Source organism: Adlercreutzia equolifaciens DSM 19450 (genome assembly GCF_000478885.1).
Classification (GTDB): domain Bacteria; phylum Actinomycetota; class Coriobacteriia; order Coriobacteriales; family Eggerthellaceae; genus Adlercreutzia; species Adlercreutzia equolifaciens.
This window is the reverse complement of sequence record NC_022567.1, coordinates 738357-761927: the sequence shown is the minus strand read 5'-3', so window position 1 is coordinate 761927 and position 23571 is coordinate 738357. Positions and strand designations below refer to the sequence as shown.

Sequence of the window (23571 nt, the reverse complement as noted above, 5' to 3'; positions counted from 1 at the left end):
ACTGCGCTCGGTCAGAGCACCCCACGTCTAATCGCTGCTCTTCCTCAGCCATCTAGCTCACCCCCATTCCTACCGTCGTGCGGTACAAATCGGCGAACTCGTCGGGGCTCATCTGGTCCTTCTCGCCGAAGTGAACCACGCGGCCGCGGGCAAGTACGAGCACGTGGCTCGCAAGCGCCAGGCCCTTATCCAAGTCGTGGCTCACCATGACGAACGTGCGGCCCTCGCGCACCGAGGCGATCAGCTCGTCGAAAATGTGCATGGCGTGGGGGTCGAGTCCCGAGTAGGGCTCGTCGAGCAGCACTACCGACGGGTCGTTCACGAGCGCCCGGGCGATGGAGACGCGCTGGGTCATGCCGCGCGAGAACGTGCGCACCCGATCGAGCCGGCGGTGCTTGAGCCCCACGGCATCGAGAAGTTCTATCACGCGGCGCTCGGGGTCGGCCACGCCGTAGAGCTTCGCATACAGAAGCAGGTTCTCCTCGGCGGTGAGGTCGGGGTAGAGCATCGGGTTGTGCGAGATGAGCCCGATGGCCTCGCGCACGCGCTCGGGCTCCTCCTTCACGTCGATACCCGCCAGCGTCACCGTTCCGTCCGTGGGGCGCGACAGCGTGGCGAGCATGCGCAGAAGCGTGGTCTTGCCCGCCCCGTTGGGGCCGAAGACCGACAGGAACGCGCCCTCAGGCAGCGCGAACGACACGTCGTCGACGGCCTTGCGGCCGCCGAACGATTTCGTCAGATGATCGACGGAAAGCGCCGTCTCCACGGGACTACTCCCCCGCCTTCGAGCCGGCGTCGGCGGCGTCGGCATCAGCATCTGCGGTATCACCGGACGCCTCGGCCACTGCCGCCGCGTCCGCATCGGCCGCCGCGTCGCCCTCGGCATCTTCCACGAGCGCCACTTCCACAGCCGCCGTCTCCTCGACGACGCTCTTGCGGGGCGCCGCGTCGCGCGAGGCCTTCCCGCGCTCCTTCGGCTCGGCCTCCGCCAGCTCGGCAGCGGGCACATCGCCCACGGCCGAACCGCCGCGACGGCGCTCGGCGCGCTTGGCGAACAGCGGGATCAGACACCCCACCATGAGCAGGGCGAAGCCCACCCACACGAACGAGATGAGCGGGTTCACGCGCACGTCCATCGAGAAGTCGCCCTCGTCGTTCACGCCGCGGTACACCACGAACAAGTCCTCCAGCGGGAACCCGATGACGCTCGCCTCCAGCTTCTGCTGCTGGGTGGCGCTCACCAGCTGCACGGCCGGATTCACCGTGCCCACGAACTGGCCGTCCTTCGTTACGTCGAAGGTGAGCGCGTAGCGCACGTTGCCGTTGCCGAGCTCATCGATGGAGTTGCCCGTATAGGTGAGCTGGAAGTCCTGGATGTCGAAGGTCTCGGAAACCGAATCGCTCTCCTCGTCGTAGGGCAGATACCCCGTGATCTCGGTCACGTACATGGACGAGCCGATGAGGCCCACCAGAATGATGGCCATGGCCCCGTGGGCCACCGAGCCGCCGAACAGCGACAGACGGCGGCGCAGCTTGGCGCCATCGACCCGCTTGAGCGAACGGACGGCCATGAACAGCGCGTTGAAGAACAGAAGGCTCGCCACGGCGAAGCCCACCACGGCCAGGCCGTTGTAGTAGATGGGGTTGCCCTGCTCCAGCAGGCCCGAGGCCTGGGTGCCGCCCATGTCGATCATGGCCTGGTAGCTGGGCAGAAGGTATGTGGCGAAATAGATCATGAGCACGATGAACAGCACGAGCGCGCACAGCGCCGGCACGCGGGCATTTCGCCAGAACGCCTTCTTGTCGGTGCGGCGCCAGCCCAGAAGCGGGCAGATGGCGAGCACGGCCAGATAGGCGATGCCCAAGGGCCGGGCGATGGCGTTGTAGGTGCCGGCCGACAGGGACTGGCCGCCGAAGGGCAGCCAGCTCGGCAGGGCCGAGGACACCGTCATGTAGGCCAGAAGCACGGCGAACACGATCATGATGAGGTTGTTCACGTAGTAGGCCGCTTCCTTCGACATCATCGACTCGATGTCGTCATCGGCCGCATCCGTCGCACCGAAGTTCTTGCGGCGCACGATAAGGCCCACGATGCCGGCCAGAAGCGAGCAGATGATGAGCGCGCCGAACATGACGAGCGAAACCGGGTCGCCCTCGAAGGCGTGCACCGACTGCACGAGGCCCGAACGGGTGATGAAGGTGCCCAGCACCACGAAGCAGAAGGTGAGGCAGGCGCAGAACACGCTCCAGCGCTTGAAAGCGCCGCGCTGGCGGTACACTGTGAACGAGTGGATGAGCGCCACGCCCACGAGCCAGGGGAGCAGACTGGCGTTCTCCACCGGATCCCAGCCCCAGTAGCCGCCCCAGCCGAGCACCACGTAGGCCCACACGGCGCCCAGCCCGATGCCGATGCCGAGCAGAAGCCACGAGAACATGAGGTAGGGCGTCGAGCGGTTCACCCATTCCGTGGAATCGTCGTTGACGATGAGCGCGGAGATGGCGTAAGCGAACGGAATGGTGAGGCCCGCGTAGCCGATGAACAGCGTCGGCGGGTGAATCGCCATGGCCCAGTGCTCCAGAAGCGCGTTCATGGAACGGGCCGAGGCCATGACCGACAGCGTGCCATCGTCGCCGAAGTAGCGCGAGTCGGTCACGATGAAGGGCATGTTGCCCTCGGAGAACAGCAGTACCGACACAAAGGCCGTCAGCACGAGCGAGGAGATGGCGAGCGCACCGTTATCGAGCGGGCGCGCATTCTTGCGCGTGGCGAACACGAGCACCGCGTTGAACACGGCAATGAGCCACGCCCAGAACAGCAGCGAGCCCTGACGCCCCGCCCAAAGACCGGCGAGCTTGTAGAGCCACGCCTCGGGGGCCGTGGAGGTGGAGCGGTTGTCCAGCACGTACTGGATGGTGTTGTCGCCCGAGAAGAAGCACCACACGAGCACGGCGCAACACACCGTGAGCGCCACCGCCGTGAGCACCGCGGCCACCCGTCCGCCCCAGGCGAAGGTGTCGGAGCGCTCGAAGGAGCGCTTCTTGTAAAGGATATGGGCCACGCCCAGGCACAGCACCGAGATGACGCAGCCGGCAAAGGCCACGAGCAGGCCGAGAAGTCCGATCATCGACATGGGCTAGCCCTCCAGTGCGACATCGGTGGCGGCGAACTTGCCGTCGGCGCCGAGGGAGCCCGTGAGCACCACAGCGGAACCGTCGGCGATCCCGTCGGAAAGCGCGCCCTCGAAGACGACCGGCATCGAGTCGCCGGTCTCCGCGTCGACGAGGATGAAGCGGTCGCCCTGGCCCGCGGCCTTAAGCGACCCGGCGCCGACCGAGCCGGCCACCTTCACGACGTTGCCGTAGACGCTCTCGCCGTAACCGAGCAGCTGTTCCACCGTAAGGGCGCTGTCGGCGTTCTCGTACTTCGAGGGGCACTTCGTCACCAGCTCGGAGCACTCCAGCACGCCCGCATCGTTGATCTTGCCCGTGCAAATGGCGGTCACGTCGTTGCCGAACGTGGACGAGGCGGCGCCGTCGTAGCGCACCTCAAGCTGCGTGGCGGGGTCGCCCTCAGGGTCGTAAATCTTGAAGGTGAGCACGTCATTGCTCGTGGAGAAGGAATCCTGCACCACGTTGCCCGACACTTGCACCTTCTGGCCCGCCTGGGGATTCTCGGCGGCCTCCGCGATGCTCATGGTCGTGGCGGCGGTGTTGCCTCCTACGAATGCGAGCACCAAGATAAGCACGATGACGATGACGCCGGAGACGGCGATCATCCTCTTCTTCATCTTCGCGTTCATAGTCCTCCTGTTTCTAAGGTACCAAAGCGGTGTGGACCTGCCTCCCCGAAGGCCCGAAAAATTACCAACGGCCAGTATCGCCCAAGCCATGCAGAACCGCGCTTTAGATTCCACCGAAACCAGCAGATCAGCGTAATCGCAACACTTTCGCAATGGGAAGGAGTCTCGCGCCGCCAACCCGCGCCTCTTCGACCCCCCTATAAGGAGACCGAGCGCAAGCGAAGGCGCGCACCGCGGGTGGGTGCGCGCCTTCGGGGAGGATGCCGGCAGGGCGGTCCGGCACGATTGTCGAGCGGTGCGCCCCATCGCCGCAGGGGCGAGGGAGCGCGACGCGCCTTTTAGTAGGTCATGTTCAGCAGGGCGTAGCCGGCCTTCAGCTCGTCCTCGCACTTGTCGAGGTTCTCCTGGGCCAGACCCGGGTTGTGGGCGCCCTCGGAGTTCTCCACCATCACGTAGTCCCAGTAGAACTGTGCATGACGGTGGATCTGGCGAGCCTGCTCCAGAGTGGCCTCATCCAGGGAGTCCTTCTGCTCTGCCAGGGTCTTGATGTAGGCGTCCAGCTTGGCCGCCAGCTCGTGCTCGCGGTCGGTGGTCTCCTTCTGCCACTGGACGATCTGCCCGGGCAGGTCGGCGTGGCAGCCCTCGCACTTCTCCATGATGGCAGGATCCTCGGTGGGGTTCACCAGGTTGTGGGAGCTGTACTCGGTGCCGTCCTCGGCCTTGGCGGGGGCCATGTGGCAGTCGGCGCAGGTGTAGCCCTGCTTGGCCATGGAGGACTGCGCGCCGCCGTAGATGGTCTCGAATTCAGGGTGCTGGGCCTTCAGCATGGGGGCGCCGGTCTCGGTGTGCTCCCAATCCTTGAAGCCCATCTCGTCGTAGTAGGCGAGAATGGCCTCGGCGGTCATGCCCTCGAGCCCCGTGTAGGGATTCGTGGTGGCCTTGGTCTCGGGGGCGAAGTAGTACTCGTTGTGGCACTGGCCGCACACCTGGGAATCGGTGGAGACCTTATCCACATCGGAACCCATGGAATTCACGAAGAACTTCTGGGTGACCGTGGTCTTCGTCGGGTCGTTCTCATGGCAGTTGTAGCAGCTGATGGGCTCGGTCATCTGCATGAGCACCTCGGCGAAGGGCTTCTGGTAGGCCGAATCGCCCTCGGAGTTCACCATAGCGGTGTACTGGGGCGTCTTGCAGGTGATGCAGTTGGCCAGCGTGTTCTCGTTCACGCGGGGCGTCTCGGCCACGGACTGCAGGCTGTAGGGATGCCCCGCCGCCTCGTCGTAGCCCTTGGCGAAGCCGTAGCCGGCGTACATGGTCACCAGCTCCGGGTACTCGGTCAGGTAGTCCTGCTTGCCCTGGGGGCTGTTGGACTCGTTGGCCATATAGGTCTGGTACTCGTTGGGATAGATGTCCTTCCAAGATTCCGCTACCACGACGCCGAAGGAATCGGGCTCGGGGGTCTCGGCGGGAGCCGCGGCCGCGGGGGCGTCGCTTCCTCCCCCGGACGGCGCCGCCGCCGGTTCCTGGGCGGCCGGCGCACAGGCGGCCAGCGCCGCGACGAGCGCCACGGTACCTGCCGCGACGGCCGCCGTCTTGAACGTCGATCGTTTCATGGTCCCTCCTTTTGATCGCTTGTCTCACGGGCGGCCGCGCCCTGGACGGCCGCAACGATAGCCCAAGCTTACGCCGTGGGTCCCATCACCGAAAAGGGACAGTTTCACTCATATTCATGGGGACAGCAACAGCGGAGGAAGGGGACGGTTACACCTTGCTTACATTTCTTCTCGGGAAGGGATGTCCGGCGAGCCGATTCCCCCGGCTGCAACCGTCACTGCGACATCAACGTCTTTGCGACTTCTCGCCGATCCGCTTTCGGTACCCTTTTGGGAACGGCGGGGGCGCCCAAAACGAAAGCGCAGGGCGGAAGTGGGGCACGTGTCAACGCAGGCACCGCAGGCCATGCAGTCGCCGGCACGCACGATCGCATCCTCCCCCGTCAGCACCGGTGCGAGGATCTCGGGATCGGCGAGACAGACCCGGGTGCACTTGTCGCAGTGAATGCAGGCGTCGTGATCGATGGCAACGTTCACCTGGCCCGCGCGCCCGAGCACTTGGAAGGTGCCGCCCAAGGGGCAAAGCGCTCGGCACCACAGACGGCGGCTGACGAGCAGCTCGGCGATGACGATGGCCAAAAGCGTGCCCGCCCCGGCAAAGCCGCCGAACACGAGGCCCTTGTTCACCGCGCCGATGGGCGAGATCAGCTCGAAGACGGGAAAGCCCACGAGGACCGACAGCAGCACCACCGCCACTGCCACACCGATCTTCGCGCGCCGCGGCACCGTGCGCTCGGGCACTTCGATGCCGAGCCGTCGACGAGCCGCATCCACGCCCTCGCCGATGAGGTTCACCGGGCACACCCAGCCGCAAAAGGCGCGCCCGCGCACGAGCCCGTAGACCACAACGATAAGCAGAGCGCCCGTAAGCGCCGAAGCCGCCAGCAAGCCGCGCGACGCCGCCATCACTTCCAAGGCGCCCAACGGGTCGAACAACGGCACGCCGGCAACGCTCGAGGAGGACAGGCTGCCGAAGAAGACGCCTTCGGCCGGCGTCGCCACTTCCCCGTCGCCGCCCGCGAACAGCCCCGCCAGCCCCCATCCGGCCAGCAGCGGCGGCAAGCAGAACAGCCCCAACATGCAAACCTGCACCACCCGCCGCACCAGCGTTATCTTTCCCATGGATCGAGTCACAATTTTCTCCTCAACAATGGCAATGTGTAGAGGGAACACGGGGTGTTCTGACCGAGCGAGTTCCGCAGCGAACGAAACAGCCCAGTGGGCTGTTTCGCCGAGCGAGGACTGTCTGAGCGAATCAGAATACCCCGTGGTCCCGACCGGCGGAGAGTCGCTACCCGAGTGTCTCATCCTCAAAGTTGACGTACACGAGATTCACGTTCAGCACCCCTGGAATCTGAATGAACCGGCTCGAAATCTCGTGCGAGGCGCCGGTGGAGGAAGCCTCGATGGTGACGACGATCTTGTACCCGTTCACCTCGTGCATCTCCACCCCCTCCATAGCCGCCAGGGCCCGCGCCACCGCATCCACCGATTCCGGCCGCGCCTCCACCACCAGCGAGGAGATGACCACCTTCTCGTCTTCCATGACCTACTCCTGGGCCACCGGATGGCAGGTGATGCACTCGGCGCGAGGGCCGTCGATCTCGTGGGTGGACACATCCCCGCCCACATAGTGGTCGGCAGGCAGCGGCGTGGCGGCCGCCAGGAACACCTCCACCTCGTCGCTGCCGCCGTGGCAGCCGAAGCAGCCGGCCGCGCCCAGGCTCTCGTAGCGGCCCTCGTGGCTCGCCGTCATGAGCGGCGGCTCCCCGGGATTGTAGGTGGCACCGGTGTCGGCCGTCTTGTGGGCGCACCCGGCCAGCGCCGCGGCCCCCAGCACGCCGGTCAGCACGGCGGCGCAGATCATCTTCGACTTCTTCATGGTCCGCATGGGTACCCCTCCTTAAATCTTCTCGATGGAAACGCAGGTCTTCTTGAAATCGGGCTCTTTCGAAAGCGGGCAGTAGGTGTCCTGCACCACGAGGTTGATCAACGTCTCCTCCGCGAAGAACGGCGCGAACACCATGCCCGCGGGGGGCCGAGTGCGGCCGGCCGTGGACACCGTGATGTCGCAGGTGCCGAAGCGCGAGGTGAGGCGCACGCGATCGCCGTCGGTCACGCCGAGGCGCTCGCAGTCGGCCGGGTTCATGTCCAGCAGCGCCTCGGGCAGCGCGCGATTGAGCTCGGGCACGCGACGGGTCATCGATCCGGTGTGCCAGTGCTCCAGCAGACGACCCGTGCAGAACCAGAACGGATACTCGTCGCTGGGCTCCTCCGCCGGCGGCTCGTAGGGGCGGAACACCGCCGAGGGCTTCTTGTCGGCGGATTTGTAGAAGCTCACGCCGCCGGCCTTGTCGTGCTCACCGTAGGTTTCCACGCCGTACTGGTCGAAGCCGTCCTCCTGGGGGCCGTCGCAGAAGCGCCACAGCGTCGGCAGCCACTTCCCGTCCACCTCGCGCACGGGCCAGGTGAGGCCGTGGTTGTGAATGTACTCCTCGTAGGGGGCCAGCTGCTTGGCCTCCATCTTCAGCTTCGCCTCGGCGTTGATGGCCTCGGCATCCGGGTTCAGGCTCGGGTTGCTGAAGGTGCGGTACTCCTCCCAGATGCTCGAGCACACCTCGCGGTCGGTACCCTTGAAAGCGCCGGCCTCGGCGTCGTACCAGGCGCCGAACAGGTGGTTGAAGGCGTCCTCGCCGCCGATCTGCTCGCCGGCCAGCACGCGCTTGGCCACTTCCATGAGCATCCAGAGATCCCACTTGGCCTCGCCCGGGGCGTCCACGGCCTTCTCGAACACGGCCGTGCGGCGCTCGCCGTTACCGAAGGCGCCCTCGCGCTCGACCCACATGGCCGCCGGCAGCACCACGTCGGCGTACTGGCAGGACAGCGTCGGATACACCTCGGACACGCAGATGAAGGCGTCGTTGATTCCCTTCAGGTCGCCGCGCCCGAGGAAACGGGTGAGGTTGGGCATCGACACGGCCCAGTTGTTGTGGGCGCTCCAGAGGAAATCGATGCCGCCCTTGGAAAGTTCGCGGAACATCTTCACTGTGTGGTAACCGGGTTTCTCGATGGCGTCCAGGTAGCCGTTGGGCAAGTCCCAAATGGCCTCGGTATAGCGGCGGTGATCCGGGTTCTTCACCACCAGGTCGGCGGGAAGGCGGTGCGAGAAGGTGCCCACCTCGCGAGCCGTTCCGCAGGCCGTGGGCTGGCCGGTCAGCGAGAAGGCGCCGTCGCCGGGACGGGCGTAGCGACCGGTGAGCAAGTGGATGTTGTAAATGCAGTGGTTCATCCAGGTGCCGCGGTTGTGCTGGTTCACGCCCATGGTCCAAAGCGAGAGCACCTTGCGGCTCTTGTCGGCGAACACCTCGGCCAGCTCCTGGATATCCTCGGCCGGCACGCCGGAAAGCTCGGAGGCGTACTCCAGGGTGTAGGGGGCCAGACGCGCGGCGAAGGCTTCGAAAGTGATGGGCTCCACATTGTCGACGGCCTGGCCGATGTCGCTCTTGTCGTAGCCGTCGTCGGTGGCGTTGCCGATGTTCTCGGTGCCCTGCTTGAACTGCACGTGGTCGGCCACGAAGTCGTGGTCGTACTTGTCGTTCACGATGAGGTAGTTCGCGATGGCGTTGGCGATGGCGATGTCGCTGCCCGGGCGGAAGGTGAGCACCTTGTCGGCCGAGGCCGAGGTGCGGGTGGTCATGGTGGTCACGTCGTAGTGGCGCACGGCCTCGTCGGCGAGCTTGCGGGCCGTCAGGCGCGAGTACAGCATGGGATGGGCCTCGGCCATGTTGGCGCCCCAGGTGACGAAGACGTCGGTCTCGTCGATGTCGGCATAGCAGCCGGCCGGCTCGTCGGTCTGGAAGACGTTCATGAAGCCCACGACGGCCGAGGCCATGCACAGACGCGCGTTGGGGTCGATGTTGTTGGAGAGCAGGCCCGCCTTCCAGAACTTCGCCGTGCAGTAGCCCTCCACGATGGGCTGCTGGCCGCTTCCCCAGAACGCCAGGCGGCTCTTGTCGGCCTTCCACGTGTCGCGGAGCTTGCCCGCCACCAGATCGAGCGCCTCGTCCCAGGTGGCCTCGCGCAGGCCGTCGGGCGTGCCCTTGGTGGACTTGTCATCGCGGATGAGCGGGGTGGTCAGGCGATCCTCGCCGTACAGCGCGCCGGCCAAGTAGTAGCCCTTCACGCAGTTCAGGCCGCGGCTCGAGCCGTTCTCCGGGTCGCCCGTGACCGAGATCACCTTGCCGTCCTTGGCCTCCACGATGACGCCGCAGCCGCAGCCGCAGAAGCGGCACACGCCCACGGTCTTCACGGAGTCGCCACCCGAGGTTGCCGCATCCCCGCCGGTGCCGGCGAGCGACGAGCAGCCGGCCATAGTGCCGGCGGCGGCCGCCGAGGCGAGGGCCACGGCGGTGCTCTTAACGAAGGTGCGTCGAGTCAGTTCCATCTTGTTCCTCCCTTTCGGTCGAGGGCGTCGCATCGCCCCGCCTTTGCGTATCTGCTAGGCCGCGCCGTTGCGACGGGCCACGTAGGTTTCCTCTTGGGCGCCTGCGGGCACCACCACAATGGCGGGCGCAGGATCGCTCACCGGGCAGCGCTGCTCGCACAGGCCGCATCCCGGGCACACATCGGGCACCACCTGCGGTGCGAACACCGCGTGGATATCGTCGCCCTCGCGGGGCCGGTAGTCGATGGTGATGGCCTCGTCGATGAGCGGGCAGGCGCGATAGCACACCTCGCAGCGCATGCCCTGAAACGACAGGCAGGTGTCCTCGTTGATGACGGCCACGCCCATGCCGGCGTCGCGGCGCTCGGCAGGCACGTCCAACGCGCCCGTGGGGCAGGCCGCCGCGCAGGGAAATTCCACGCACAGGCGGCAGGCCTGGGCCCGCGCGTTCACGAAGGGCGTGGAAGCCTCGCGCCCCGCGTTTAGAGGGGCCGCATGAATGGCCTGGTAGGGGCACGCCTCAAGACAGCGCCCACAGCGCACACAGCGCGCGGCGAAGTGCTCGGGCGCGCCGGCGCCGGGCGGCCGCAGCAACGGCAATGGCGACGGCGCGGCGGAGGCGACCGTGCTCGCCGCGAAGACGCCCGCGGCGGCCAAGGCGGCGATTCCCGTCAAACGCATAGCCGAACCCCCTCTGTTTGTTCGTGCGGCCGGCGCACGGGCAGCGCGCTGCGGCACCTTTTCCGCAACGGTCTCGCCGGCGCTCGCGCGACTCTCTCTCGAACCGGATTGTTTCGGCGCACAGTCTAGACGGCAACCGTCCCCATCGCGAAGGGACAGTTGCCCGTTATTTCATGGGGACGGTTGAAAAACCTGAGGGGGACACCTTCATGGGGCTTTCACATTTGCTAAGCTTCTCACTCAGGAAATAAAGAACCGTCCTCCCCCAACCATGGCAACGCGGAGAGGGAGCGCGATTCACAACCGGGAGGCCCCATGCATCTGGACGAGCACAGCGACACCCCCTTCTACCGCCAGCTGGAGGCCCAGCTGCGGGAAGGCATCGAGAGCGGCACCTATCCCACCGGCTCGCGCCTCCCCTCCATCCGGGGGCTGGCGGCCGATTTGGGCTGCGCGCGCAACACCGTCGAGCAGGCCTATCATCTGCTCGTGCAGGAAGGCTACGTGGCAAGCCGCCCCGGCAGCGGGTACGTCGTGCAGAATGTGGCCTACCTGCAGCCGGACGCCTCGGCGCCCTCCTGCGCCGTGCTGCTGGGAGGTTCCCGGCGGAAAGCCCGCTACGACTTCACCTATGGCAACCTGGAGCCCGGCACCTTCCCCGCCACCGCCTGGCGGGCCATCACCGACGACATCCTGCTGTCGGTGGAAGCCGCCGGCTGCGACGCCTACAACGACCCGTTCGGGGAGGAGAGTCTGCGCGCGGCCATCGCGTGGCGGCTGGTCACGCAGCGCGACATCGATTGCACCCCCGAGCAAATCGTCGTGCAGGGCGGCACGCAGACCAGCGTCCAGAACCTGCTGACCCTCTTCGATGCGGCCCGGGACACCGTGGCCATAGAAGACCCCGGCTACGACGGCGTGCGCTCGGTCATTGAACGGGCGCGCTTCGCCATCAAGCCCTGCCGGGTGACCGACGATGTCCGCATGTTCCTCTCCGACCTCGAGTCCTCGGGGGCGCGCCTGGCCTACCTCACCCCCTCGAGCCAGTTTCCCACCTGCCGCATCATGCCGACCGATGTGCGCGAGCGTGTGCTCGCGTGGGCTGAGAGCGCCGACGCCTACATCCTGGAGGACGACTACTGCCGCGACTTCCGTTACCGGGAGCGCTCGCTGGCACCGCTGGCCTCCATGGACGCCCGGGGGCGCGTGATCTACATGGGCACGTTCTCGAAATCGCTCTCGCCCGCTTTGCGGATGAACTACCTCGTGCTGCCCACGCCCCTTCTTAAGCGATGGCGCGAGGCCTTCGCCAGCTCGTACTCGCCGGTGCCCTGGCTCAACCAGCAGGTGCTCGCGCGCTTCATGACCGACGGCTCGTGGGATCGCCACCTCCGTCGCGTGCAGACGAGAAACCGCCGCAAGTACGACGCGCTCACGGCGGCGCTGCGCGAGTACATGGGCGGGAAGGTGGACGTGCTGGAATGCGGCACGGGGCTTCACCTGCTCGTGCGCGTGCGCGACGGGCGCAGCCAGGACGAGCTCGTGGCCGCCGCAGCCGCCGCCGATGTGGCGGTGTACCCCACCAAGAAATACTGGGCCGACCCCGCGCGCGCCACCGGAGGCGTCGTGCTCGTGGGCTTCTCCTCCATTGCGGAAGCGGACATCCGCCCCGGCATCGCCGCCCTGGCACGAGCATGGTTCGGGTAGGCGGCGATAGCTGCTGCGGTCTCAGCCGTCACCCGTAGCACGACACGCCTTTTTGCCAAGCATCACCACCGATTTGGGCATTATGTCCCCTCGTGCTACTTCGTTTTGGCAAAAACCCATGTCGTGCTACGGTTTTTTGTCTGATTTGAACCCATCAGCCGTAGCACGAAGCGTCTTTTTGTCGGAGTTCTTCTACGATTGTGGCAAAAAGGTGCCTCGTGCTACGACCAACGTCCGAGAACAGCCCTTTCTACCGGTTCGCAACGTATGCACTGCCTTGCTCTAACGCAACGATGTTGACGGGTGCATCATGGACGTCTCGCACGGCGAGCCGCTCGACCAGCTGGCAGGCGCGGATGAGACCGATGGAGGTGCCGGGGAAAGCAGGCAGGAACGTGTCGTAGAAGCCGCCGCCGTAGCCCAGACGGAAGCCTTCGCGGTCGAAGGCAAGCCCGGGCACAAGAGCCACGGGACGGGCGAAGTCGGCGGGATGCACTTCACGAGAGGGGTCGTCAGGGGGTTCTTCCACGCCGAAGGAGCTGCGCACGAGCCTGTCGAGGGATTGCACCGTATACCAGCGCATCTCGCGCGTGCCCGGAACAACGCGCGGCAGGCACACGGTTTTCCCCGCTTCCCACGCGCGCTGGATGAGCCCGCGCGTATCCACTTCCGCACCGAAGCTCAGATAGGTGAACACCGCGTCCGCCGCCGCGAACTCCAGCAGCGCCGCCACATTCCGCGCGATCGCCTCATCGATGGCGCGCCGCTCCCCTGGGATAAGCCCCTCGCGCACCGCCTTGAACTGCGCCCGCATCAGCGCCTTGCCCGTTGTTGCATCCATCGGCATCCCCTTCCGCTCGCCTCTCGTAGGGGCGGTACTTGCGCCGCCCTCCCAATTTGCAGCCGACCCCCGCTCCTGGCAAGGGGCGACCAAGGTCGCCCCCTACGGATGGAATGCCGGCAAAACAAAGCGGGCCCCGGTTTCCCGAGGCCCGCGTCATTTCCGTGGTGGAGATGATGGGATTCGAACCCACGACCCCCACGTTGCGAACGTGATGCTCTCCCAGCTGAGCTACATCCCCACGAAGGTGTGCGCTTTCGCGCAAGGCAGTAGTTTGCCCGATTTCGAAACGATTGTCAACCGTTTCGCTTAAGAGACCACACGCTCTTCCAACGGGTAATCCACCAGCTCCATCGACTCGTCCACGAACGGCGCGAACAGCGGCTCGCCGTTCTGGGACAGCTCAACCATGCCGGTGAGCACGTCGACGTACTGGTAAGACTGGCGAGCGGTGCGGCCGCGCTTGCGGTCGACCTCCATGATGAACAGCTGCGGATGAACCTGCGTCAGCACGCCTTCGCTTTCGACGATCTTCGAACGGCCCATGTTGGCGCGCACTTTCAATCGTTGACCGACGAAATCATTCAAGGTATCATGAATGCCATCGACGATCTTTGCCTGCTTGGCCAAATCCATTGACTAACTTCCTCACATGTTGGCGGTACAAGTACAGCCCCATATCATACCACGATTGTCAACCCCCGCAACTTTTTTCGGCCGCGGGAAACGTGACAGCCTTTAGCGGGCTCCCGCGTAAGCGCATACCACCGATTCTGACAAGTTTCGCGAACGCGAGATCCCCAAGCCCATTCTTGGGGACATTTTCATTCAGTGAAGAGACACGCTCCGGAGACGCAATCACCTGAAGCACCGCTACAATGGCGCTCAAGCAATAGGTGTAGCGGGCAAGCATTCGGGAGGCATCTCATGGCAACGATCGTGATGGCGGACTTCGATTTCGATGACTGCGACTTTGAACGAAAGATGGTGGAAGCGGCCGGCATCCAGTTCAAGAGCTTCGACGATGCCCGCAACCGCACCCCCGCCGAGATCATCGAGCATTTGCACGGGGCCGATGGCGCCATCACCTCCTACGGGCGCTTCACCGCCGAGGTGTTTGCGGCGCTTCCTCAGCTGAAGGTGGTCAGCAAGACCGGCACCGGGGTAGACAACATCGATGTTGCGGCGGCCACAGCCGACGGATGCGCCGTGTGCAACGTGCCCGGCTACGGCACGGAAGTGGTAAGCGATCACGCCATCGCGCTTGCGCTCGCGTGCCTGCGGCGCATCAACGAGATCGATGCCGACATGCGCGCCGGCATCTGGGACTTCCATCGCCGCCGTCCCCTGGGCCAGGTGCACGGGCGCACCTTCGGCGTCGTGGGCTACGGCAACATCGGCCGTGCGGTGGCCCGGAAAGCGCGCGGGCTCGGGTTCAACGTCGTGGTATGGGACCACAAGGGCACCCCTGGCCACTTCACGCCGGAGGACTTTCCCTACGCAACCCTCGAGGAGCTGCTGAAGACCGCCGACGTGGTCAGCTTCCACACGGCGCTCGTGCCGGCAACCCATCATTTGCTGAACGCCGACAACATCAAGCTCATGAAAGACGACGCCATCGTGGTGAACACCTCGCGTGGCGCGGTCATCGACAACGACGCCGTGGCTGCCGCCCTTTGCGCAGGCGAGCTCTGGGGCGCTGGCATCGACGTGTTCGAGCACGAGCCGGTCTCGCCGGACGCCCCCATCATGCACGCGCCCCACACCGTGCTCACCTCGCACGCCGCCTATTGGTCGGAGGAGTCCGCCGTCGAGCTGCGGCGCCGCTGCACCCAAAACGCCATCGACGTTGTGCTCGGCCGCACCCCCGAGGCCTGCGTGAACCCCGAGGCGCTCCCCCGCGCACTCGCGAAGTAGCTGGACAAGGAAAGGCCCGACCGCAGCCAGCCATAACGGGAGGGTTTGCGAGCCTCGAAGTTGGAAAATGTGCTTTTTTGTTCACCTTTCTGAGCTGGGATTTCTCAAGTTTTCGCAGATCAAATAGGTCGTTTTGCGAAATCAAAAAGGCACATTTTCCAATTTTCTGGGCCAAAAAAGCACATTCTCCAAATCCCGTATTCCAGAAAAGCGCCTTTTCCAAATTGGGGAGAACGAAAAAGGCCCGACCGCTGACTGGATGCGGTCGGGCCTTTCGAACGGGGACAGCGCGGAGCCGTTTAGGCGGCCAGGCGTTTGGCGATGGCCTGGATGAACTCGCCGGTGGAAAGGGTCGTCGGGTTCGGCAGCGTCGTGATGCGGGCAAGGTCGCCGGTCATCTCGCCGGCCTCGATGGTGGCCAAGGTCGCCGCTTCCAGGCGGTCGGCGAAAGCGACCAGCTCGGGCAGCTCGTCCAGCTCGCCGCGCTTGCGCAGAGCGCCGGACCAGGCGAAGATGGTGGCCACGGAATTCGTGGACGTCTCCTTGCCCTCCAGGTGCTTGTAGTAGTGGCGCTGCACCGTGCCATGGGCCGCCTCGTATTCGTAGACGCCGGCAGGACTCACGAGCACCGAGGTCATCATGGCCAGCGATCCGAAGGCCGACGACACCATGTCGCTCATCACGTCGCCGTCGTAGTTCTTGCAAGCCCAGATAAAGCCACCCTCGGCCTTCATGACGCGGGCCACGGCGTCGTCGATGAGCGTGTAGAAGTACTCGATGCCGGCCTCTTCGAAGCGCGCGGCGTACTGGTCGTCGTAGATCTCCTGGAAGATGTCCTTGAAACGGTGGTCGTACTTCTTGGAGATGGTGTCCTTGGTGGCGAACCACAGGTCCTGCTTGGTGTCCAGGGCGAACTCGAAGCAGCTCATGGCGAAACTCGCGATGGAGGCGTCCAGGTTGTGCATGCCCTGAGCCACGCCGGCGCCGTCGTACTCGTGCACGAGCTCGCGGATCTCGGTGCCGTCCTCGCCCGTGTACACCAGCTCAACCTTGCCGGGGCCGGGCACGCGGATCTCGACGTTCTTGTACACGTCACCATAGGCATGACGGGCGATGGTGATGGGTTTCACCCAGTTGCGCACGCAGGGCTCGATGCCCTTCACGATAATGGGCGTGCGGAACACCGTGCCGTCGAGCATCGCGCGGATGGTGCCGTTGGGGCTCTTCCACATCTGCTTCAGGTCGTACTCCTCCACGCGCGCCGCGTTCGGCGTGATGGTGGCACACTTCACGGCCACGCCCAAGCGCTTGGTGGCCTCGGCGGACTCGAAGGTGACCATATCGTCGGTGGCGTTGCGGTTCTCGAGGCCCAAGTCGTAGTACTCGGTCTTCAAGTCGACGAAGGGACAGATCAGCTCGTCTTTGATCATCTGCCAGATGATGCGGGTCATCTCGTCGCCGTCCATCTCCACGAGCGGCGTGGTCATTTGAATCTTGGTCATGGTGCTCCTAACGACAGAAATCGGTCGCGACCATGCTACCGCGAAATGTGAGCAATTCGCCCCGCAATTCGCCTAGAAACAAGGTTGTAACGGGGAATTGAAGCGTGGGAAGCAGGAAAGGAGAAAGGAGCTGTCCGGCTCGGAGGGGCCGAGGGAACCCGTGCCCAAGCAATGGCTCGCTTTGTGGAACAGCCCACTGGGCTGTTCCAGTCGCTGCGCAACCTGCGCGCGGGCCCCCTCGGCCCCTCCGAGCCTACTCAACTTCGGTTGCTTCGGGGACAGACGCAATCTCTTCCAGGAAGGCTTTGCCGTAGGTGGCGAGTTTTTTCTCGCCGATGCCGGGGAGGGCCAGCAGCTCCTCTTCTGTGGCGGGGCGGGCGGCGGCCATGGCGGCCAGGGTGGCGTCGTGGAAGATGACGTAGGGCGGCACGGCGGCCTCCTGGGCCAGGCGCAGGCGCAGGGCGCGCAGGCGCTCAAAGAGCTCGGCATCCGCCTCGGTGAGATCGGCAGCGCCCACGCGGACGGCCTTCGGCAGCTTGGCCGCACTCCCCTTGCGCACCTTCGGCGTCTGCTTGATGCTCAGCGCGAAATCGGGCTCGGCGGCCTCGCGGTAGCGGGGGCCGAAGCCCACGAGCGGGAACTTCCCCTCGGTGATGGCGAGGTAGCCGTCGGCGGCCAAAAGTTCCACGACCTCCATGAGCAGGGCACGCCGCGCCTCGGAGGTGCCGTAGACCGGCAAGTTCGCAAGGCCCCACTGGCGCAAGTTCTCGGTGTCGGCGCCGCGCAGCACGTCCACCACCGTCGTTTTGCCGAAGCGGCCGCGCAGGGCCTGCACACAACGCATGATGGCGCGGGCCTCCGCCGTCACATCCACCGCTTCGAATTCCCCGTCGCAGTTCGAGCAGCAACGCTTTGACGAAGAACTCTCGGGATTTTCCTCGGTCGGGAGGGCAGACCAAGGTCTGCCCCTACGGGGATCTATGGCGCGAGCGGCATAGCCATCGTAGGGGGCGACCTTTGTCGCCCCTCCCTGCAACGGAAGAGCCTCATCCCGGGCGCCTTCCCCGAAGTAGCGGAGGATGTACGCGCGCAGGCAACTGGTGGTGTAGCAGTAGCCGACCATGGACTCCAGCATGCGGCGGCGGCTCGCGCGCACCACTTCGGCCTCCTCGGCGGTGAGCCCCTCGTGGGTCGATTCCTGCTCGATGAAGAAACGGCCTGTGGCAATGTCGCCGTCGCACCACAGAAGCAGGCACTCGGCCGGGCTGCCGTCGCGGCCGGCACGGCCGGCCTCCTGGTAGTAGGCCTCCACGGAGCCGGGCATGTTGAAATGGGCCACGTAGCTCACGTTCGACTTGTCGATGCCCATGCCGAAGGCGTTGGTGGCCACCATGACCGGGGCCTCATCGTTCACGAAGGCCCGCTGGTTGCGCTCGCGCTCGTCGGCCGAGAGCCCCGCATGGTAACGCGTGGCCGCGATGCCCCGCTCGCGCAAGTGGTCGCAGACCTCCTCCACCGTCGCCCGCTTGGCGCAGTAGACGATGCCCGACTCGGTCCGTCGCTCATCGATGAACTCGTCCAGGCGCGCGAGCTTCTGCTTGGGCTCGCGCCGTTCCACGGCGAAGCGCAGGTTCGGGCGGTCGAAGCCCGTCACAGTGCAGGCCGGATCATGCAGCCCCAAAAGCCTCGCGATGTCGCGGCGCACGAGGTCGGTGGCCGTGGCCGTGAGCGCCGCCACAGGCGGCCGGACGGGCAAGCTGGCGATGAAGTCCCCGATGGAAAGGTACGAAGGGCGGAAGTCCTGGCCCCATTGGGACACGCAATGGGCCTCGTCCACGGCGACGAGGGAAAGCTGCGCCGTACGGGCGAACTCGGCGAAGCGCGGATCGGCCAGGCGCTCGGGAGCCACGTACATGAGGTCGTAGGCACCCCCGGCCGCCCGGCGCAGCACCTCGGCCTGCTGTCCGGGCGTCAGCGTGGAATTCAGGTAGGCCCCGCGGATGCCCGCCTCTTGCACGGCCCGAACCTGGTCGGCCATGAGCGACACGAGCGGGCTCACGACAAGGGCCATGCCTTCCATGACGACGGCGGGCACCTGGTAGCACACCGACTTGCCGGCGCCGGTGGGCATGACCGCCAGCACGTCGCGACCGGCCAGCAGTGCCGAGACCACCGCCTCTTGACCCGGCCGGAACGCGTCATAGCCGAAACGGCTCGCCAGCACGGCCCGCGCCTGCTCCATCTTTTGCTCCATGAACGTTCCCCCGCCTTCAGTCGCTCTCGTTTTCCGAAAGCCAGTATAGCGGGTATCGGCGGCGCCGTGGTCGCGGCAGAGCCGTCCCCAAACCGTCACAAATTCCCGGCACGTTCCCCGCGCCAACCGCTGCGGCGTCGCAGCTAGGCCACTCGCCCTCTCAATTGAGGCGCGCCAGAGCGGCCTCGGCTGTAGCCAGCACCTCGGCCACCTGGTCGGGATCCATAGAGGAAAGCGGCATGCGGGGCTCGGGGGCCGCCGAGAAGTCGCCGATGGCCATGCGCAGCCACGCCACGTCGTGCCAGGCGCCGAGCTTGTAGCCGGCCTCCTTCTGAACGCCCATGAGCGTAAAGCCCAGCTTCTCATGCAAAGCCAAGCTCGCCTCGTTAGGCACCGTGATGAGGCTGTAGGCGTTGCGCACGCCCTGCAGGGCCAGAAGGTCGATGAGCGCCCAGAACAGCACGCTGCCCCATCCTCGGGAGGTGCAGCCCGGCGCGAAGTAGATGGACAGCTCGGCGTTCCACGCATAGGCGGCGCGCTCCCCCAGCCGGTGCGCGTAGGCGAACCCGACGATGGAGCCGTCCTCTTCCACCACCAGATAGGGATAGTCGCCGATGATAGAGGCCATGCGACAGCGGAAGGCGTCCAACGAGGGGGTCTCGGTTTCGAACGTGACCGCCGTATCGCGGATATAGGGCGCGTACACGGCCAGAATGCCCGCCGCGTCTGCCTCCGTCGCCAGTCTTACCGTGCGCACAACCGAACCTCCCTTAAATCGTCTGCCGTGACACTGCGACAACTATTGTATGCGCGCACCTGTCGCCGTCAAAAGGAGAACTGGCGAGCGGAGGGGAAGCCGCGCGCTACTCGTACTCCACCACGGCCAAATCCACCGGGCCGCTCACGATGAAGCCCACATCGCGCACGAAGGCCCCGGCGGGAACGTTCCCGTTGTGGGCGTCGTTGGTGATAGCAAGCCGCGTGCCCGAGGCCGAAGCCTGACAGTTCCATGCGTCCTCCAAGGTCACCTCGCCGTTGAAGGGCACTGTCACCGACCAGCTCTTCACGCCGGCGCTGTAGTTCGAGCCGGCCATCTCGTAGCGGAAGAAGCTGCGGCCGCCCTCCTCCCAGCGGTCGGCCACTTGGAAGGTCCACTGCAGGGTGTCGTCGGCGGAGACGAGCATCTCGGCCCCGGCGCTGTTGTCCTTCACCTCGGCCCGGGCCAGCGCCACCTCCTCGCGGGAAAAGCCGGGGCTCTTCAGCGTGTCGACGAGCCACAGGCCCTCATCAGTGAGGTCGTCCAGAGTGAAGCCGGAGGTCTTCGCGCAGCCGGGCTTGATCAGGGCCGCCGTCTCGTCCTTGTTCGACAGGTTCCAGCAGATGTAGCTCACGTCCAGCTCGTTCATGAGGCGCACCCACAGGTTCGCCGAAGCGTAGTCGATCTCGCCGGCGCCGCTCGCCTCGCAGATACCGAACTCGGTCACGAACACGGGCAGGCCGCCGGCCACCGCCGTGGAAAGCGCGTGGCGCAGGTCGTCTTCGTGAGTGGCGGCGTAGAAGTGCAGCGCGTACATGACGTTGGCGTCGGGCAGCGGGTCGGCCGCCGCGGCGGCGAGATCCTGCGACCAGGTGGGCGTCCCCACGACGATGACCGCATCGGGGTCGTTGGCGCGGATGATGGGAATGACCGCCTCGGCATAGGCCTTGATGTCGGCCCAGCTCGTGCTGCCGTTGGGCTCGTTGCAGATCTCGTAGATGACATTGTCCGCGTCCCCCAGGGCGCCGGACACGGAGCGGAAGAACTCCTCGGCGGCCCACTGGTTCGTGAGGGGGTTCGCATCCGACAGGGTGTGCCAGTCGACCACCGCGTACAAATCGGCGGCCTGGGCGTACTGGACGCCGCGCACCACCAGGTCGTTCAGGGCCGCGCGATCGCTCGTCTCCAAGGCGTAGCCGCCCTCCTCCGCCGAGTAGGTGGCCAGGCGCACCACATTGGCGCCCCACACCTCGCGCAGTTCGGTAAAAAACTCCTGGTTCACGTACTGGGGGTACCACGCCAGGCCGTGGGTGGAGACGCCGCGCAGCTGCACCGGCTCGCCGGCGGCATCGGTGAGCTGGGCGCCGACGACCTTGAGCGCGCCGGTCGTGGAAGGGGTGGGCGCGGGCGGGACGTCCTCTTCAGCCGAGGTCTCTTCCGCAGCGGCGTCGGTCGAAGCCTCGGGCTCCGCTTCCAGCGTGTCTTGGGGCCGCTTCGTCGGCTCTTCCACCACCAGGGCATTCGATCCTCCGGCCGGGGCCAAGCCGCCCACCGTCGCGGCCAGGGCCACGCCGATGCCCGCGAGCACCACGAGCACCGCCACCGCGATGCCGATGCGCGCGAACCTTACCCGTCCCGCCGTCTTTCCCATGGCACGCTCACTTCCAGGGCCTCACAGCCCGCTCATTTCCAGGGCCTTAGAGGCCCACTCGTTCTTCATCAGGCTCGCCATTGTACACCGCCGCGGGCGCCAGCGTGACTTCCACACACATTCCCAAAGCCTGGGCCACATCCGCCAGAAGGTCGGAAGTGACGTTGGCGCGGCCGCGCTAAGCCGCCGCCACTTTCAAGAGAGCGGCGCCGAGGGCGAGGAATTCTTGCTGGGTCAGGGTCTCGCCGCGGCGGCGCGGATCGATGGCGGCGGCATCGAAGATGGCGGACAGGCGCTCGGCGATGGCAGCGCCGTCGGGAAGCGCGATGCTCGGGGCGCCCTCGCGCGCCGACGAGCCAGCGATGCCCAACGAAAGCGAGCCGCGGCCGGAGAAGTAGGTCTTGCAGGAGTTGGCGATGGTCTTGCGGCGGTTGGTGAAGGCGGCGTCGGCCATCAGGGCCGCAGCAGCGATGACCTCCGGAGACGCCGGCGCGCCATCGGCCATAAGCGGCACACGGCGGTTCAGTCGGATGACAGCGGAATCCACCCGGGGCGGCGGGAAGAAGTTGCCCGGCCCCACGGCGAAGCGGCCAACTGGCTCGGCGTACAGCCCGAGCTTCACGGTGTAGGCGCCGTAGTTCTTCGTGCCCACGGCGGCGGCCATGCGGTCGGCCACTTCCTTCTGCACCATGATGGTGGCGGAGTCCAGGAAGGGGAAGGATTCGAAGTAGTCGAGCACGACCGTGGCGGCGACAGCGTAGGGAAGGTTCGCGACCAGCTTGCTGGGAAGACTCAGTTGTAAGTCTTCCTGGGGCGGGGCTACGGGGTACCCTGATTCGCTCAAACAGTCCTCGCTCTGCGAAACAGCCCACTGGGCTGTTTCGTTCGCTGCGGAACTCGCTCGGTCAGGGTACCCCGTGTCTGCGCCGATCTCGGCCACCGCCGCAACGATATCCCCCTCAGTTACGTCGAGGGCGTCTTTTTCTATGAGAGCGAACTTCTCGCGCCAGGGGTGCAGGGTGTCGGCGAGGACGACGGGGAGGTCGGGGTCGCGCTCGATGGCGATGACGCTGGCGGCGTGCTTCAGAAGCGCGATGGTGAGCGTGCCGATGCCGGGGCCCACTTCTAGAACACGGTCGTTCTCCCCCACCTCGGCCAGGGCGATGATCTTCTTCAGCACGTCGTCGTTCACGAGGAAGTTCTGGCCGAGCGTGTACTTGGTGCCGATGCCGTGGGCCTCGAGCACCGCACGGGTGGCACTCGGCGTAGAGAGCGGCGACAGGCGCCCATCGCCGCCGGCGTAGCTATCGATGGCCACCACGGCCGTTGCCCTTCTTCTTGGTGTTCTTCTTCCCGTAGGCCGGGCCGCCGCCCTTGCTGGAAGACTTGCGCGGACCGCGGGAGCCCGATTTCGGAGCGCCCTGCTTGGGAGCGGGCGCCTTCTGGCTCACGGACAGCTTCGCGCGATCCTTCGGACGAGGCTCGACAACCTCGCCCACTCCCTCGTCGCCTTCCGCCTCTTCGATCTCCTCGATCTCTTCCGTACCTTCCACTTCCACGACCTCGTAGTCGTCGTCGAAGTCGAGACCCATAGCTCCGAAGCCGCCGACGGGGGGCAGCGGGTACTCCTCGGCATCGGCGGTGATCTCGCCGTCGGCGCGGATCTTCCCCACCCAGTCGAGCACGAGCTCCACGGCAAACCCGGCCACGGACAGCGCCGAGCGCACGGTGCCGATGAGCGGCTCGAAGCCGTGGGGATCGCCGCCGGCCCCCACCACATGAATGACAGCGGGCCGCTTGGGCCGCGTGCGCAGATCGGTGAAGTAGTAGGGTTGCAGGCGGTCGAGCAGCGCCTTCATCTGGGCCGGCACGCTGGCGAAGTACACCGGGCACACCACGATGAGCTCGTCGGCCGCGTCCAGGTGCTTGCGCACCTCGTTCATGTCGTCGTCGATGACGCAGTGGTGAAACAGGGCACCGGATTCCGCCACCGTCTCCTGGGGCAGCAGCGGATCGCCCTCCTCGAACAGGTGGATGGGCTCGTCGGCGGCTGCACGGCACTTGTCGCAGCCGATGCACGGCCCCACCTCGGTAGACGACACCGACACGATGGACACCCCGTCGTCCGGGCACTCATCGATACAGGCGTTAAACAGCTCGTCGGCCAGCGCGGCACTGCGCCCATCGGCCCGGCACGACCCGTGCAAAATCACTCGATGCATGAGCATCCTTTCCGAAAGAATCACTGCCCACCATTATAGCCCGCCAGGCCGCGCGCTGCCGTTTCCGCTTCCTCAACATTCCACGAACGACCCTGCCATCACAAACTCCGCTTCGCTCGCGCCCCGTCGCCTCTATGAAGTCGCTTCCATCCCGCTTTCCGCCTGACCGCCGCAGCCCGTGC

Annotated in this window: 19 protein-coding genes and 1 tRNA gene; 2 read left to right on the top strand and 18 right to left on the bottom strand. The window is 65.8% G+C overall.

Going from position 1 to position 23571, the window contains the following annotated elements; translation table 11 throughout:
• Positions 1-52 precede the first annotated feature (52 nt).
• The 9 genes from AEQU_RS02850 to AEQU_RS02810 all read right to left on the bottom strand — a co-directional run bounded on the left by AEQU_RS02850 (position 53) and on the right by AEQU_RS02810 (position 10538).
• A complete protein-coding gene (locus AEQU_RS02850; RefSeq protein ID WP_051353477.1) occupies positions 53-811 on the bottom strand; it encodes an ABC transporter ATP-binding protein in 759 nt (252 codons plus the stop codon).
• Complete coding sequence (locus AEQU_RS02845) at positions 771-3131, bottom strand: heme lyase CcmF/NrfE family subunit (RefSeq protein WP_022739415.1); 2361 nt, start codon at positions 3129-3131, stop codon at positions 771-773. The genes AEQU_RS02850 and AEQU_RS02845 overlap by 41 nt, the downstream gene beginning before the upstream one ends.
• Positions 3132-3134: 3 nt before the next feature.
• A complete protein-coding gene (locus AEQU_RS02840) occupies positions 3135-3800 on the bottom strand; it encodes a cytochrome c maturation protein CcmE domain-containing protein (protein WP_022739414.1) in 666 nt (221 codons plus the stop codon).
• Positions 3801-4138: 338 nt separating this feature from the next.
• On the bottom strand, positions 4139-5413 hold the full coding sequence (locus AEQU_RS02835; RefSeq protein ID WP_022739413.1) for an ammonia-forming cytochrome c nitrite reductase subunit c552: 1275 nt from the start codon (positions 5411-5413) through the stop codon (positions 4139-4141).
• 159 nt (positions 5414-5572) lie between these two features.
• The gene (locus AEQU_RS02830) at positions 5573-6547 is read right to left on the bottom strand and encodes a NapH/MauN family ferredoxin-type protein (RefSeq protein ID WP_022739412.1); all 975 of its coding nucleotides are present in this window, start codon (positions 6545-6547) and stop codon (positions 5573-5575) included.
• Between the two features lie 157 nt (positions 6548-6704).
• Positions 6705-6959, bottom strand: coding sequence for a chaperone NapD (locus AEQU_RS02825; protein ID WP_022739411.1), 255 nt, complete (start codon positions 6957-6959; stop codon positions 6705-6707).
• Positions 6960-6962: 3 nt separating this feature from the next.
• A complete protein-coding gene (locus tag AEQU_RS02820) occupies positions 6963-7304 on the bottom strand; it encodes a hypothetical protein (RefSeq protein ID WP_022739410.1) in 342 nt (113 codons plus the stop codon).
• 12 nt (positions 7305-7316) lie between these two features.
• Positions 7317-9857: a molybdopterin-dependent oxidoreductase gene (locus tag AEQU_RS02815; RefSeq protein ID WP_022739409.1), complete on the bottom strand. Its 2541-nt coding sequence runs from the start codon at positions 9855-9857 to the stop codon at positions 7317-7319.
• A 54-nt stretch (positions 9858-9911) separates the two neighbouring features.
• Positions 9912-10538 (bottom strand): 4Fe-4S dicluster domain-containing protein, encoded by a 627-nt coding sequence (locus AEQU_RS02810; RefSeq protein WP_022739408.1) that lies wholly within the window; start codon positions 10536-10538, stop codon positions 9912-9914.
• Between the two features lie 315 nt (positions 10539-10853).
• Between AEQU_RS02810 and pdxR the strand changes: the two genes are divergently transcribed.
• On the top strand, positions 10854-12245 hold the full coding sequence (pdxR, locus tag AEQU_RS02805; protein WP_022739407.1) for a MocR-like pyridoxine biosynthesis transcription factor PdxR: 1392 nt from the start codon (positions 10854-10856) through the stop codon (positions 12243-12245).
• A 250-nt stretch (positions 12246-12495) separates the two neighbouring features.
• Here the strand turns inward: pdxR and AEQU_RS02800 are convergent, their stop codons facing one another.
• From AEQU_RS02800 to AEQU_RS02790, 3 genes are all read right to left on the bottom strand, one after another.
• A complete protein-coding gene (locus tag AEQU_RS02800; RefSeq protein ID WP_022739406.1) occupies positions 12496-13086 on the bottom strand; it encodes a 5-formyltetrahydrofolate cyclo-ligase in 591 nt (196 codons plus the stop codon).
• A gap of 165 nt (positions 13087-13251) precedes the next feature.
• Positions 13252-13327, bottom strand: a tRNA-Ala gene (locus AEQU_RS02795).
• A 68-nt stretch (positions 13328-13395) separates the two neighbouring features.
• A complete protein-coding gene (locus tag AEQU_RS02790) occupies positions 13396-13722 on the bottom strand; it encodes a Veg family protein (RefSeq protein ID WP_022739405.1) in 327 nt (108 codons plus the stop codon).
• Between the two features lie 291 nt (positions 13723-14013).
• Between AEQU_RS02790 and AEQU_RS02785 the strand changes: the two genes are divergently transcribed.
• A complete protein-coding gene (locus AEQU_RS02785) occupies positions 14014-15003 on the top strand; it encodes a C-terminal binding protein (RefSeq protein WP_022739404.1) in 990 nt (329 codons plus the stop codon).
• A gap of 299 nt (positions 15004-15302) precedes the next feature.
• On the opposite strand, the gene AEQU_RS02780 is transcribed toward AEQU_RS02785, so the two are convergent.
• From AEQU_RS02780 to AEQU_RS11735, 6 genes are all read right to left on the bottom strand, one after another.
• Positions 15303-16505 carry an NADP-dependent isocitrate dehydrogenase gene (locus AEQU_RS02780; protein ID WP_022739403.1) on the bottom strand — a complete coding sequence of 401 codons (1203 nt, stop codon included), beginning with the start codon at positions 16503-16505 and terminating at the stop codon, positions 15303-15305.
• Between the two features lie 253 nt (positions 16506-16758).
• A complete protein-coding gene (locus tag AEQU_RS02775; protein WP_022739402.1) occupies positions 16759-18759 on the bottom strand; it encodes a RecQ family ATP-dependent DNA helicase in 2001 nt (666 codons plus the stop codon).
• A 160-nt stretch (positions 18760-18919) separates the two neighbouring features.
• A complete protein-coding gene (locus tag AEQU_RS02770) occupies positions 18920-19516 on the bottom strand; it encodes a GNAT family N-acetyltransferase (protein ID WP_022739401.1) in 597 nt (198 codons plus the stop codon).
• 106 nt (positions 19517-19622) lie between these two features.
• On the bottom strand, positions 19623-21167 hold the full coding sequence (locus AEQU_RS11740) for a cellulase family glycosylhydrolase (protein WP_022739400.1): 1545 nt from the start codon (positions 21165-21167) through the stop codon (positions 19623-19625).
• 178 nt (positions 21168-21345) lie between these two features.
• The gene (locus AEQU_RS02760; RefSeq protein WP_022739399.1) at positions 21346-22488 is read right to left on the bottom strand and encodes a ribosomal RNA small subunit methyltransferase A; all 1143 of its coding nucleotides are present in this window, start codon (positions 22486-22488) and stop codon (positions 21346-21348) included.
• Positions 22472-23389 carry a flavodoxin family protein gene (locus AEQU_RS11735; RefSeq protein ID WP_022739398.1) on the bottom strand — a complete coding sequence of 306 codons (918 nt, stop codon included), beginning with the start codon at positions 23387-23389 and terminating at the stop codon, positions 22472-22474. The genes AEQU_RS02760 and AEQU_RS11735 overlap by 17 nt, the downstream gene beginning before the upstream one ends.
• Positions 23390-23571: the final 182 nt, after the last annotated feature.

Bases quoted from the DNA above. Each gene is read 5' to 3' on its own strand.
- AEQU_RS11740 (WP_022739400.1), bottom strand. From the start codon at position 21,167: ATGGGAAAGACGGCGGGACGGGTAAGGTTCGCGCGCATCGGCATCGCG.
- AEQU_RS02800 (WP_022739406.1), bottom strand. From the start codon at position 13,086: ATGGATGCAACAACGGGCAAGGCGCTGATGCGGGCGCAGTTCAAGGCG.
- AEQU_RS02850 (WP_051353477.1), bottom strand. From the start codon at position 811: ATGCCGACGCCGCCGACGCCGGCTCGAAGGCGGGGGAGTAGTCCCGTG.
- AEQU_RS02780 (WP_022739403.1), bottom strand. From the start codon at position 16,505: ATGACCAAGATTCAAATGACCACGCCGCTCGTGGAGATGGACGGCGAC.
- AEQU_RS02810 (WP_022739408.1), bottom strand. From the start codon at position 10,538: ATGCGTTTGACGGGAATCGCCGCCTTGGCCGCCGCGGGCGTCTTCGCG.
- AEQU_RS02775 (WP_022739402.1), bottom strand. From the start codon at position 18,759: ATGGAGCAAAAGATGGAGCAGGCGCGGGCCGTGCTGGCGAGCCGTTTC.
- AEQU_RS02840 (WP_022739414.1), bottom strand. From the start codon at position 3,800: ATGAACGCGAAGATGAAGAAGAGGATGATCGCCGTCTCCGGCGTCATC.
- AEQU_RS02835 (WP_022739413.1), bottom strand. From the start codon at position 5,413: ATGAAACGATCGACGTTCAAGACGGCGGCCGTCGCGGCAGGTACCGTG.
- AEQU_RS02815 (WP_022739409.1), bottom strand. From the start codon at position 9,857: ATGGAACTGACTCGACGCACCTTCGTTAAGAGCACCGCCGTGGCCCTC.
- AEQU_RS02845 (WP_022739415.1), bottom strand. From the start codon at position 3,131: ATGTCGATGATCGGACTTCTCGGCCTGCTCGTGGCCTTTGCCGGCTGC.
- AEQU_RS11735 (WP_022739398.1), bottom strand. From the start codon at position 23,389: ATGCATCGAGTGATTTTGCACGGGTCGTGCCGGGCCGATGGGCGCAGT.
- AEQU_RS02820 (WP_022739410.1), bottom strand. From the start codon at position 7,304: ATGCGGACCATGAAGAAGTCGAAGATGATCTGCGCCGCCGTGCTGACC.
- pdxR (WP_022739407.1), top strand. From the start codon at position 10,854: ATGCATCTGGACGAGCACAGCGACACCCCCTTCTACCGCCAGCTGGAG.
- AEQU_RS02785 (WP_022739404.1), top strand. From the start codon at position 14,014: ATGGCAACGATCGTGATGGCGGACTTCGATTTCGATGACTGCGACTTT.
- AEQU_RS02825 (WP_022739411.1), bottom strand. From the start codon at position 6,959: ATGGAAGACGAGAAGGTGGTCATCTCCTCGCTGGTGGTGGAGGCGCGG.
- AEQU_RS02790 (WP_022739405.1), bottom strand. From the start codon at position 13,722: ATGGATTTGGCCAAGCAGGCAAAGATCGTCGATGGCATTCATGATACC.